An 11,910-nucleotide genomic window follows, 5' to 3' on the forward strand; every position below is an offset into this window, starting at 1 on the left:
CGTCCGGCCGGGACCGGTGGGCGTCGCCGTACCCGCTCCGACACGGCCGCGGCGTATGTTGATCGTCATGCTGCTGCCCAACTCCCGTACGGAGCCCGATGGTTCCGCCGTCATCCGCGTCCTGAGCCACAACATCCGGTCGATGCGGGACGACACCGAGGCGCTGGCCCGGGTGATCCGCGCCTGTGCGCCCGATCTCGTCCTCGTGCAGGAGGCGCCGCGCTTCTTCCGCTGGCGCAAGAAGCTGGCCCGGCTCGCGGCGGCCGCCGACCTGGTCATCCTCACCGGCGGCGCGACGGCCGCGGGCCCGGCGATCCTCTGCTCGCTCCGGGCCGTCGTGGAGCGCACCGAGGACGTACTGCTGCCGCTCACCCCCGGACTGCACCGGCGGGGCCTCGCGACGGCGGTCGTCCGGTTCGGGGGCGCCCGGCTCGGCGTCGTCAGCTGCCACCTCTCGCTCGACGCGGACGAGCGGTACGAGCAGGCCGGTGTGCTTTTGGACCGGCTGGCGGGGATGGGTGTGGAACACGCGGTGGCGGGCGGCGACCTCAACGAGCGGCCGGACGGGCCGGCGTTCCGGCGGCTGGCCGGCTCGCTCCAGGACGGCTGGGCCACCGCCCCCTGGGGCGCGGAGGACACCTGGACGTCCGCCGATCCGCACCGGCGCATCGACGCGGTCTTCGCCACCCGCGGCGTCGAGGTCCTCGGCTGCGGGGTGCCCCTCGGCCGGCCCGGCGTGACGGAGGCGGACCTGAGGGCGGCCACGGACCACCTGCCGGTGCTGGCCGCCCTCAGGGTCCCGGCGCTTGCCTAGTGCTGTGACCGGAAGGGTTCACCGGCTCGCGACGCCCGGCACGGCACTCCCCCAGCCTTCGGCCGGGGGTACCCCCACGCCGCGTTGTCGCATCACCCGAGTACATCCAGTACGCGGGCAATGCTCCGCCTTGCGATGCTCCCCCACTGCCTGAAGGGCGTGGGAGGTGCCCCCAGCACCGGACGCCGCGAGCTTCCCGGCAAACCTTCCCGGTCACAGCACTGGTGCTGTGACCGGAAGCCGGCTGCAGGACCGGGGTCCGGTGCGCGGGGCCGACGTCCGGTCGGCCGGTCGGCCCCGGGCTCAGACCACCGCCCCGCGGCCCGGGTCGTCCTCGTCGTCGTCGCCCGGCTTCATACGCATCACCAGCGTCGCGAAGCCGCCCAGGAAGCCGCCGATGCCGAGTATGGTCAGCCACCACGTCATGTCCCAGCCGAGCAGGACGGCCAGCAGGAGCAGGACGGGCCCGCCGATCACCGCGAGCCAGGCGAACTTCGCGGTCGGGTCGGCGGACGGCAGCGGGGGCGGCTCCGGCGGGACGAAGTGGCCCTCGTCGCCCTCCTCGAAGTCTTCGTCGGACGGTTCGGCGAGCGAGTAGTCGCGCGGCCCCGCACCGGACTTTCCGACACCGGGAGCGAAGGACACCGAGCTGCCCAGCCGGCCGGACGGGCCCTCCGTGCTCCCCCCGCCCTCGCCGTTCTTGCCGCTCTCGTCGTTCGTGTCGCCCTGGGCGTCCTCGGCCCTGCCGTCCTTCCTCTCCTTCCACAGCTTCTCGTCGGGCGTCCCGGGGTCCGGCGGCAGCGCCAGGTCCTCGATCGGCCGGAACGGCCTGGAGCCCGGCGGGTCCGGCGGCTCCGCGCCGTACCCGGCGACGATCGCCGCCCACGCGGCCGCCTCGTCGAAGGCGACGCCTTCCTTCCCGGCGGGCACACCGGGCTCGGCGCGCTGCTCGGTCGGCCCGACGGCATCCGCCGGCCCGACGGGGCCGGCCGGCGTGACCGGTTCGGCCGGTTCCACCGGCTCGCGGCCGTCGAGGTCCTCGCGGTCGGAGTCGTGCTCAGCCACCTGCGGTCGTCCCTTCCTTGCCGACACTGGGTGCGAGCCGGCCGATGAAGGCGTAGCTCTCATCGAAGATCCGGTCCGCGTCGTGGTCCAACGTCGCGACGTGGTAGCTGTGTTCCAGCAGGACCTCCGTGACGTCCGTGGAGGAGACCCGGCCGAGGATCCGGGCCGAGTCGACCGGCGGCACCACGTGGTCCTGCGGGCTGCGCAGAAGCAGCAGCGGCTGGGTGACCTGCGGCAGCTCGCCGTCGACCATCCGGAAGAAGTTCCTGAGCGAGTGCGCGGCGTGCAGCGGCACCCGGTCGTACCCCAGCTCGGCGGCGCCCTCCAGCGCGATGTCGCTCGCGATGCCCTTCGTGGTCCGTACGACATGGCGGGCCACCGGCAGGGCGTACGCGGACAGTCCGTGCACCTTGTTGGCCGGGTTGACGACCACGACGCCCGCGAGCGCGTCCCCGTGCCGGGCGGCCAGCCGCAGCGCCAGCGCGCCGCCCATGGACAGTCCGGCCACGAACACCCGCGTGCAGGACTCGCGCAGGACACGCAGCTCGCGGTCCACCTCCGCGTACCAGTCCGGCCAGCCCGTGAGCTGCATGTCCTCCCAGCGCGTGCCGTGCCCGGGCAGCAGCGGGAGCGAGACGGTCAGACCGCGCTCGGCGAGGTACCGCCCCCAGGGGCGCAGGGACTGGGGGGAACCGGTGAAGCCGTGGCAGAGGAGGACGCCGACCTCCCCGCCCTCGTGGCGGAACGGCTCGGCTCCGGGGAGCACCGGCACGTTGCTCTCCTGTGGTCGTCGATTGCAGGTACTTCACCGTACGCGACCGCACTGACACCGACCAGGGCCGTCGGTCCCACGGGTCGTACCCGGCGGTATCGTCTGATCGACACACACAGGAAGGCACTCGGTTGTTCTACGGCACGATGAAGGTCGCCATCGGGGGGCCGCTGAAGCTCGCCTTCCGGCCCTGGGTGGAAGGCATGGAGAACATCCCGGCCGAGGGCCCCGCCATACTGGCGAGCAATCACCTGTCCTTCTCGGACTCCTTCTTCCTGCCTTCGGTGCTCCACCGCAAGGTCACCTTCATCGCCAAGGCCGAGTACTTCACCACGCCGGGCGTGAAGGGCCGGCTGACGGCCGCGTTCTTCAAGGGCGTGGGCCAGCTGCCCGTGGACCGCTCCGGGTCGCGCGGCGCGGGTGAGGCGGCGGTGAAGAGCGGCATAGAGGTGCTGGAGCGAGGCGAGCTGTTCGGCATCTACCCGGAGGGCACCCGTTCGCCCGACGGCCGCCTCTACCGAGGCAAGCCGGGCGGCCTGGCCCGCGTCGCCCTGGCCACCGGAGCGCCCGTCATCCCGGTCGCCATGATCGACACGGAGAAGATCCAGCCTCCCGGGAAGGTCGTGCCCAAGCTGATGCGCCCGGGCATACGCATCGGCAAGCCGCTGGACTTCAGCCGCTACCGGGGCCTCGCGCACGACCGTTTCGTGCTGCGGGCGGTGACGGACGAGGTCATGTACGAGATCATGAACCTTTCCGGCCAGGAGTACGTCGACATCTACGCGACCGCGGCCAAGCGGCAGATCGCGGAGGCGGCCAAGGCCGGGAAGGAAGCGGGGAAGGCGGCGGGAAAGACGGCCGACGAGGCCCGGAAGGCGGCGAAGGCGTCGCCCGGACCGGCCGGGACGGAAGAGGCCGAGAAGGAGAAGCAGGCGGAGTAGGGCGAACCGCCAAGGGGGGGACATGCCGAAGCGGCAACGCGTGATGAGGATGTCGGTCGAGCAGCCGCTGTGGCGCGCGCTCGCCGGATACCGGGTGCTGACCATGCTCTACGCGGTCGGCCTGTTCACCACCGGCTACGGCCGGTTCCCGCGCCCCTGGGTCGCCATCGCCTACTACTGCGTGCTGTCCGTGTGGACCCTGGCCACGCTGCCCAAGGTCGCGAACGCCGCGAGCTGCACCAAGCGCTTCCTGGCCGCCGACCTCGCCCTGGCGCTGACCGGCATCCTCCTCACCCCCGTCGCCGACACCCAGGCGCGGATCGCGGACGGCGGCCCGACCCTGCCGTCGATCTGGACCGCCGGCTCCGTCCTCGCCTTCGCCGTCAAGGGCGGCTGGCGCTGGGCCGCCTTCGCCTCCACCGCGGTCGCCCTCGCCAACCTGGTCGAGCGCGGCGCCCCGGCCCGCGACACCGTGCACAACGTGATCCTGGTCTGGGTCGCCTCCATCGCCATCGGCTACGTCGTCGAGGTCGCCCGCGCTTCCGAACGCACCCTCGCCCGCGCCCTGGAGATCGAGGCGGCCACCCGTGAACGGGAGCGCCTGGCCCGGGACATCCACGACGGCGTGCTCCAGGTGCTGGCCATGGTGCAGCGGCGTGGCGCGGTCATCGGGGGCGAGGCCGCCGAACTGGGCCGGCTGGCGGGCGAGCAGGAGGTGGCGCTGCGCACCCTGGTCTCCGGCGGGCTGGTCCCGCTCCCCGGGGCGTCGAGGGACATGTCCGGAGACACGGCCGGGGGCGCGGTCGTCCGGACCGTCGACGAGGACACGGACGACGCCGCCGACGGGCCCGTGGATCTGCGCGCGCTGCTCGCCCCGTACGCCGGCGCCCGGATCAGCCTCGCCGAACCGGGCGCCCCGGTGCTGCTGCGGCCCGCCGCCGCCCACGAGGTGGCCGCCGCCGTCGGGGCCGCCCTGGACAACGTCCGCCGGCACGCGGGCGAGGACGCGCGGGCCTGGATCCTGGTCGAGGACGAGCCGGAGTCGGTGATCGTGACCGTGCGGGACGACGGTCCGGGCATCCCCGAGGGGCGGCTCGCCCAGGCCGAGGGCGAGGGCCGGCTCGGTGTGGCCCTGTCGATCCGGGGCCGGCTGCGCGACATCGGCGGCACCGCCGAGCTGATCTCGGTGCCTGGCCAGGGCACGGAGGTCGAACTGAACGTGCCCAAGAACACGAACACCACGAACGACAGCGAGAACACGAAGAGCGCGAAGGGCGCGCCGTGGACACGGGGGAAGGCGGAGAGCCGATGAGCGCGGAGCAGGGCCCGATCAAGGTGATGGTGGTCGACGACCACCCGATGTGGCGCGACGCCGTGGCCCGTGACCTGGCCGAGTCCGGCTTCGAGGTGGTCGCCACCGCGGGCGACGGCGAGCAGGCGGTGCGCCGCGCCCGGGCCGCCGCGCCCGACGTGCTCGTGCTCGACCTGAACCTGCCCGCGAAGCCCGGGGTCCAGGTCTGCAAGGAACTCGTCGGCGCCAACCCGGCGTTGCGCGTGCTGGTGCTGTCCGCGAGCGGTGAGCACGCCGATGTGCTGGAGGCCGTGAAGTCGGGCGCGACGGGCTACCTGCTGAAGTCGGCCTCGACCCGGGAACTGCTGGACGCGGTGCGCCGCACGGCCGTGGGCGACCCGGTGTTCACACCGGGGCTCGCGGGCCTGGTGCTCGGCGAGTACCGGCGGCTGGCCGCCGAGCCCGCGCCCGCCGCGGACGCCGGTGAGCCGAAGGCGCCCCGGCTCACCGACCGCGAGACCGAGGTGCTGCGGCTGGTCGCCAAGGGCCTGAGCTACAAGCAGATCGCCGAGCGCCTGGTGATCTCCCACCGCACGGTCCAGAACCACGTGCAGAACACCCTGGGCAAGCTCCAGTTGCACAACCGGGTGGAGCTGGTGCGGTACGCCATCGAGCGCGGGCTCGACGGCGAGTAAAGCCGCGTACGCGCGGCAACCACCCTTTCGAGTGGATTCGCCTTGATCAACTACCCGACAATTCAGTGGAATTGACTCTCCGCCCCATGCCGAAGTGATGTGCGTCACCATTAGCGTGACCTTCACCAGGCAACCGCGGCGAAGGGACTTTTCCATGCGGGTCGGAGTACTGACCGGAGGCGGCGACTGCCCCGGGCTCAACGCCGTCATCCGGGGCATCGTCCGCAAGGGCGTGCAGGAGTACGGCTATGACTTCGTCGGCTTCCGGGACGGCTGGCGGGGCCCACTGGAGAACGACGCCATCCGTCTCGACATCCCCGCGGTGCGCGGCATCCTGCCCCGCGGCGGCACCATCCTCGGCTCCTCGCGGACCAACCCCCTCAAGCAGGAGGACGGCATCCGGCGGATCAAGGACAATCTCGCCAAGCAGGAGGTCGAGGCGCTCGTCGCGATCGGCGGCGAGGACACCCTCGGCGTGGCCGCGCGGCTGAGCGACGAGTACGGCGTGCCCTGCGTGGGCGTGCCCAAGACCATCGACAACGACCTGTCGGCCACCGACTACACCTTCGGCTTCGACACCGCGGTCGGCATCGCCACCGAGGCGATCGACCGGCTGCACACCACCGCCGAGTCCCATATGCGGGTCCTGGTCTGCGAGGTGATGGGCCGTCACGCCGGCTGGATCGCCCTGCACTCCGGCCTCGCCGGCGGCGCGAACGTCATCCTCATCCCCGAGCAGCGTTTCGACGTCGACCAGGTGTGCGCCTGGATCACCTCCCGCTTCAAGGCGTCGTACGCCCCGATCGTCGTCGTCGCCGAGGGCGCCATGCCCAAGGACGGCGACATGGTCCTGAAGGACGCCTCGCTCGACTCCTTCGGGCACGTGCGGCTGTCCGGGGTCGGCGAGTGGCTGGCCAAGGAGATCGAGGCGCGCACCGGCAAGGAGGCCCGGACCACCGTCCTCGGCCACATCCAGCGCGGCGGCACGCCCAGCGCCTTCGACCGCTGGCTGGCCACCCGGTTCGGGCTGCACGCCATCGACTGCGTCCGCGACGGCGACTTCGGCAAGATGGTCGCCCTGCGCGGCACCGACATCGTTCGCGTCCCGATCGCGGAGGCCACCGTCAAGCTGAAGACGGTCGACCCGAAGCGGTACGAGGAGGTCGGGGTCTTCTTCGGCTGACCCGCCACCGGCCTCCCGCGGACCGCGCCGAGGGCGCCGCCGACCTGACCGGCGGCGCCCTCGGTGCGCGCGTACCCGGTTACCGGACGGGCCGCGGCTCGCAGTGCGTGCCGGCGCCGCTCAACTGCTCGGCCAGCAGCGCGCGGACGATCGCCTGGCCGTTCAGCGTCAGCACGGACTCGGGGTGGAACTGCACCGACGCGAACCTCGCGGAGCGCAACGCGTGCACCTCACCGGACGCGCTCCGGCTGACCTCGATTCCGTGCGCGGACAGCTCGGCGTGCGCCTCGTCGTCGCAGCGCGCCACGTAGCTGTTGTAGAAGCCCACGGTCTCGGCCCGGCCGAACAGGTCGATCCCGGTCTGGGCGCCCTGGTGGGGCACTTCCTTGCGGACGATGTCCAGGCCGAGTTCGGCCGCGATCAGCTCGTGTCCGAGGCAGACCCCGAGAACGCCGTGCCGGTGCCCGGTGAGCACTTCCGCGGTCAGCGCCCGCAGCAGCCGCATCTTCGGGTCGTCCGGATCGCACGGGTCGCCGGGACCCGGGCCCAGGACGACCGGCCCCTGGTGCGCGAGCACGGCCGCGCGCAGTCCGGGCTCGTCGTAGCGGCGCACGGTGACGGTCAGCCCCGACGACCGCAGCACGTGCGCGAGCATCGCGGTGAAGGTGTCCTCGCCGTCCACGACCAGGGTGTGCCCGGTGAGCCCCGGAGCGCCTTCCCCTGCCTCCGACTGCGCCCGTGCGGCGGAGACCCCGTTCTGCATCCGCAGCCAGAACGGCGCGAGCATCGCGCGCCGCCCGTCCAGCGCCGCCCGCACCCGGGGGTCGTCGGCGAGCCGGGGCCGGGACCGCTCCGCGCGCGGCCGTGCGGGCCGTACGCCCAGCGCCGCCAGCACGCCCGCCGCCTTCGCGTGCGTCTCGGCGACCTCGCCCGCCGGGTCCGAGCCGCGGACGAGGGTGGCGCCGACCGGCACGCGCAGCCGGCCACGGGCGTCGATGTCGGCGGTGCGGATGAGGATGGGGGAGTCCAGGGTCTGGGCGCCGCCGGAGTCGCGGCCGAGGAGGGCGAGGGCACCGGCGTAGTAGCCGCGCCCGCCGGTCTCGTGGCGTTCGATGACCCGGCAGGCGTTCTGCACCGGCGACCCGGTGACGGTCGCGGCGAACATGGTCTCCTTGAGCACCTCGCGCACGTCCAGGGAGGACCGGCCGCGCAACTCGTACTCGGTGTGCGCGAGGTGCGCCATCTCCTTCAGACGCGGGCCGACGACCACCCCGCCCATGTCGCCGACGGTGCACATCATCTTGAGCTCCTCGTCGACGACCATCGACAGCTCCTCGATCTCCTTGCCGTCGGCGAGGAAACCCAGCAGGTGCTCGGGCGTCGGCCCCTCGGCCGGGTAGCGGTACGTCCCGCTGATCGGGTTCATCACGACCGTCCCGCCGGACATGCGCACGTGCACCTCGGGGCTGGCGCCGACCAGGGTCCGGTCCGCGGTATGCACGACGAACGTCCAGTACGCCCCCCGCTCGCCCTCCAGCAGCCGCCGGAACAGCGCCAGCGCGTCGGCCCGCCCGAAGCCCGGGACCTCCCCCTCGTACGTCCTACGGATCACGAAGTTCGCGCCCTCGCCCGCGCCGATCTCCTCGCGCAGCACCCGCCCGACGATCTCCGCGTACTCCTCGTCGCCGACGTCGAAGCCGCCGCCCTCCACACGCACCTGGTGCGCGGGGAGCTGCGCCAGGGCCTCGGCGAGCGGGACCGTGCCCGTCTCCTCGGGCGTCAGCACCAGTAGCGGGGTGCCGTCGTCCCGGACGTCGAAGCCGCGCTCGCGGATCTGCCGGAACGGTACGAGCGCCAGGCCCTCGTCGGGCAGGTCGGCCAGGTGGTCGCGGGCGGTCACCGGGCCGAGCAGCACCTCGACCAGGTCCTGGTCGTGCCCCGGGGTACGGCGGCGCAGCAGGGCGAACGGGCGGGGGTCGTGCAGCAGCCGTGCCAGGTCCATGGGTTCCTCTTCCGTCGATGCCGGTCGATGCCGGTCGATGCCGGTCGATGCCGGTTGATGTCGGTGAGGAACGGCCAAGGCGCCGGAAACGCCGAAGGCCGCCCCTCGGGCGGCCTTCGCGAAGTGTGGGATACGCGCAGTCAGCGGGCCGCCGGAGGAGCGGTCCACCACCAGTTCTGGTTCTGGGTCGAGTGCGCGAACATGCCCGGCACCCTACCGCATCGGGCCGCCGCGCGGCCCCGTCCGGCCCTCGGCGGCCGTGTCGCCCGTACGCAGCACAGGCCGGTTTCCGGCGGCCGCGCGGGGTGGAAGGACGGTCCGCGTCGACCGTGTGCCGCTCGGGCCCCGGCGTTCGCCGCGCGCTCGTGCCCGACCGAGGAGTACGCCATTCCCGCACCACGATCGCCCCACCCGGCACGGCCCCGCCTCCGTACGAGGCGTGCGCTGAGCGCGCTGAGCGCCTGCGCGGTGCTCGCCGCTGCCGCGCCGGCCGCCGCCCGGCCGGCGGCCGACGACGCCACGAAGACCGTCAGTTACCGCGGTCACACGTTCACCGTCCCGGCCGGCTGGCCCGTCGTCGACCTCGACCAGGAGCCGACCGCCTGCGTCCGCTTCGACCGGCACGCCGTCTACCTCGGCACCCCCGGCGAGCACCAGGACTGCCCGGCCCGTGCCGTCGGGCGCACCGAGGTCCTCTGGGTGCAGCCCGCGGTGGCGGCGAAGGCCTCGGTGACCGAGGACCGCACGTCCCGCGTCTACCGGGCGACCGCCACCAACGAGGGAATCTCCATCACGGCTCCGTACGGCGAGGACCGCGCGGAGATCCAGCGGGTGCTGCGCAGCGCCGGACTGCCCGTCGCCACCGCACGCGCCGCGGGGCCCGCCCGGGCGCCGGCCGCGGGCGCCGTGCCCGCCGACGCGACCGCGTACCAGGGCAGGGGCTTCGACACCTGCACCGCGCCGAGCCGGACGGCCATGAACGCCTGGAGGACCGGCTCGCCGTACCGGGCCGTCGGCGTCTACATCGGCGGGGTCAACCGCGCCTGCGCCCAGGCGAGGCTGACCGCCGAGTGGGTGCGCACGCAGTACGCGAACGGGTGGCGCTTCTTCCCGCTCTACGTCGGCCCGCAGCCCTCCTCCGGCGCCGGCAGCTGCCAGAACTCCTGCGCGTCGATCACCGATCCGGTGCCGCAGGGCAAGGAGGCCGCGGAGGACGCGGCCGCCCAGGCGGTGGCGCTCGGCTTCGCCAAGGGGGCGGTGCTCTACAACGACCTGGAGCAGTACGCGACGGGCGGCACCCTCACCAAGCGCGTACTCGGCTATCTGGAGGCTTGGACCGAGCGGCTGCACGAGCTGGGCTACCGGTCCGGCGCGTACGGCAGCGTCTCGTCCCTGGTCGCCGACCTGGTCGGCAACGCCGGGAAGGTCACCCTGCCCGACGTGATCCACTTCGCGCACTGGAACGACGAGAACACCACCCTCCACACCGCCATCCCGGCCGACCTGTGGGCCGGTCACCAGCGCATCCACCAGTACGCGGGCAACAGGACCGAGACGTACGGCGCGGTGACCATCAACATCGACCGGGACCAGCTGGACGTCGGCACCGGCGACTGAACGGCGCCGGGCGGGACGTCCCGCCACCGGGCGCCGTCCGTCTCATTGGATGAACGGAGGAAGGGACCCGCCGGGCGACCCCGTAATCTTGGTGGGGTGACCGTGAACGCTAAGACCAGCGCGAGCGCTGGCAACACCTGGCGAGACCTGCCCGCGGCGCAGCAGCCCGAGTACCCCGACACCGAGGCTCTGCGCGCAGTGATCGCGGACCTCGAGTCGTATCCGCCGCTCGTCTTCGCGGGCGAGTGCGACCAGCTGCGCGCCCGGATGGCGGCCGTCGCCAAGGGAGAGGCGTTCCTCCTCCAGGGCGGCGACTGCGCCGAGGCGTTCGACGCGGTGTCCGCCGACCACATCCGCAACAAGCTCAAGACCCTGCTCCAGATGGGCGCCGTGCTGACGTACGCCGCCTCGGTGCCGGTGGTCAAGGTCGGCCGGATCGCCGGCCAGTACTCCAAGCCGCGCTCCAAGCCGACCGAGACCCGCGACGGCGTGACCCTGCCGACCTACCGCGGCGACTCCGTCAACGGCTTCGACTTCACCGAGGCCGCCCGGGTCCCGGACCCCGAGCGGCTGAAGCGGATGTACCACACGTCCGCCTCCACGCTGAACCTGGTGCGCGCCTTCACCACCGGCGGCTACGCCGACCTGCGCCAGGTGCACGCCTGGAACCAGGACTTCGTGAAGTCCTCCCCGTCCGGCCAGCGCTACGAGCAGCTCGCGCGCGAGATCGACAACGCGCTGAACTTCATGCGGGCCTGCGGCACGGACCCGGAGGAGTTCAAGACCGTCGAGTTCTTCTCCTCGCACGAGGCGCTGCTGCTCGACTACGAATCGGCGCTGACCCGCGTCGACTCGCGCACCGGGCAGCTGTACGACGTCTCCGGGCACATGGTGTGGATCGGCGAGCGCACCCGGCAGCTGGACCACGCGCACATCGAGTTCGCCTCGCGCATCCGCAACCCGATCGGCGTCAAGCTGGGCCCGACGACCACGCCCGAGGAAGCGCTGCGGTACATCGACCGCCTCGACCCCGAGCGGGAGCCGGGCCGGCTGACGTTCATCGTCCGCATGGGCGCCGACAAGATCCGCGACCGGCTCCCCGAGCTGGTGGAGAAGGTCACGGCCTCGGGCGCGGTGGTGGCCTGGGTGACCGACCCGATGCACGGCAACACCTTCGAGGCTGCCTCCGGTCACAAGACCCGCCGCTTCGACGATGTGCTCGACGAGGTCAAGGGCTTCTTCGAGGTGCACAAGGGGCTCGGCACGCACCCCGGCGGCATCCATGTGGAGCTGACCGGCGACGACGTCACCGAGTGCGTCGGCGGCGGGGACGAGATCTTCGTCGACGACCTGCACCAGCGCTACGAGACGGCCTGCGACCCGCGTCTGAACCGCAGCCAGTCCCTGGACCTGGCGTTCCTGGTCGCGGAGATGTACCGGGACCAGTGAGGCGCGCGCCCCTCGCGGGAGCGTGAACGTGAAGTGGGGCGCGGATCACATGGGATCCGCGCCCCATCCCCTTTTCGGGCA

Annotated in this window: 10 protein-coding genes; 7 read left to right on the plus strand and 3 right to left on the minus strand. The window is 72.7% G+C overall.

Annotated elements, in window-relative coordinates:
* Positions 1-55 precede the first annotated feature (55 nt).
* On the plus strand, positions 56-814 hold the full coding sequence (locus TNCT6_RS23065; RefSeq protein ID WP_141361664.1) for an endonuclease/exonuclease/phosphatase family protein: 759 nt from the start codon (positions 56-58) through the stop codon (positions 812-814).
* Between the two features lie 303 nt (positions 815-1,117).
* Here the strand turns inward: TNCT6_RS23065 and TNCT6_RS23070 are convergent, their stop codons facing one another.
* A complete protein-coding gene (locus TNCT6_RS23070) occupies positions 1,118-1,879 on the minus strand; it encodes a hypothetical protein (RefSeq protein ID WP_141361666.1) in 762 nt (253 codons plus the stop codon).
* Positions 1,872-2,651: a carboxylesterase gene (locus TNCT6_RS23075; RefSeq protein ID WP_141361668.1), complete on the minus strand. Its 780-nt coding sequence runs from the start codon at positions 2,649-2,651 to the stop codon at positions 1,872-1,874. The genes TNCT6_RS23070 and TNCT6_RS23075 overlap by 8 nt, the downstream gene beginning before the upstream one ends.
* 146 nt (positions 2,652-2,797) lie before the next feature.
* Here TNCT6_RS23075 and TNCT6_RS23080 point away from each other — a divergent pair, with 146 nt between their 5' ends.
* The 4 genes from TNCT6_RS23080 (at position 2,798) to TNCT6_RS23095 (ending at position 6,761) form a co-directional block, all read left to right on the plus strand.
* Positions 2,798-3,592, plus strand: coding sequence for a 1-acyl-sn-glycerol-3-phosphate acyltransferase (locus tag TNCT6_RS23080; RefSeq protein WP_141366742.1), 795 nt, complete (start codon positions 2,798-2,800; stop codon positions 3,590-3,592).
* A gap of 22 nt (positions 3,593-3,614) precedes the next feature.
* Entirely contained in the window at positions 3,615-4,904 is a 1,290-nt protein-coding gene (gene macS / locus TNCT6_RS23085) for a MacS family sensor histidine kinase (RefSeq protein WP_141361670.1), read from the plus strand.
* Positions 4,901-5,578, plus strand: a complete 678-nt coding sequence (locus TNCT6_RS23090) for a response regulator transcription factor (protein WP_141361672.1) — start codon at positions 4,901-4,903, stop codon at positions 5,576-5,578. Before macS ends, TNCT6_RS23090 begins: the two co-directional genes overlap by 4 nt.
* 154 nt (positions 5,579-5,732) lie before the next feature.
* Entirely contained in the window at positions 5,733-6,761 is a 1,029-nt protein-coding gene (locus TNCT6_RS23095) for a 6-phosphofructokinase (RefSeq protein WP_141361674.1), read from the plus strand.
* Between the two features lie 79 nt (positions 6,762-6,840).
* Here the strand turns inward: TNCT6_RS23095 and TNCT6_RS23100 are convergent, their stop codons facing one another.
* Positions 6,841-8,763, minus strand: a complete 1,923-nt coding sequence (locus TNCT6_RS23100) for an anthranilate synthase family protein (RefSeq protein WP_141361676.1) — start codon at positions 8,761-8,763, stop codon at positions 6,841-6,843.
* 468 nt (positions 8,764-9,231) lie between these two features.
* Here TNCT6_RS23100 and TNCT6_RS23105 point away from each other — a divergent pair, with 468 nt between their 5' ends.
* Positions 9,232-10,380 (plus strand): glycoside hydrolase domain-containing protein, encoded by a 1,149-nt coding sequence (locus TNCT6_RS23105; protein ID WP_253266203.1) that lies wholly within the window; start codon positions 9,232-9,234, stop codon positions 10,378-10,380.
* Between the two features lie 96 nt (positions 10,381-10,476).
* On the plus strand, positions 10,477-11,829 hold the full coding sequence (locus TNCT6_RS23110) for a class II 3-deoxy-7-phosphoheptulonate synthase (protein ID WP_141361680.1): 1,353 nt from the start codon (positions 10,477-10,479) through the stop codon (positions 11,827-11,829).
* The last annotated feature ends 81 nt before the right edge of the window (positions 11,830-11,910 follow it).

The organism is Streptomyces sp. 6-11-2 (assembly GCF_006540305.1).
Classification (GTDB): Bacteria; Actinomycetota; Actinomycetes; order Streptomycetales; family Streptomycetaceae; genus Streptomyces.

Excerpts from the sequence above, each read along its gene's own strand:
- TNCT6_RS23065 (WP_141361664.1), top strand. The coding sequence starts at position 56 with ATGTTGATCGTCATGCTGCTGCCCAACTCCCGTACGGAGCCCGATGGT.
- TNCT6_RS23080 (WP_141366742.1), top strand. The coding sequence starts at position 2,798 with ATGAAGGTCGCCATCGGGGGGCCGCTGAAGCTCGCCTTCCGGCCCTGG.
- macS (WP_141361670.1), top strand. The coding sequence starts at position 3,615 with ATGCCGAAGCGGCAACGCGTGATGAGGATGTCGGTCGAGCAGCCGCTG.
- TNCT6_RS23095 (WP_141361674.1), top strand. The coding sequence starts at position 5,733 with ATGCGGGTCGGAGTACTGACCGGAGGCGGCGACTGCCCCGGGCTCAAC.
- TNCT6_RS23100 (WP_141361676.1), bottom strand. The coding sequence starts at position 8,763 with ATGGACCTGGCACGGCTGCTGCACGACCCCCGCCCGTTCGCCCTGCTG.
- TNCT6_RS23090 (WP_141361672.1), top strand. The coding sequence starts at position 4,901 with ATGAGCGCGGAGCAGGGCCCGATCAAGGTGATGGTGGTCGACGACCAC.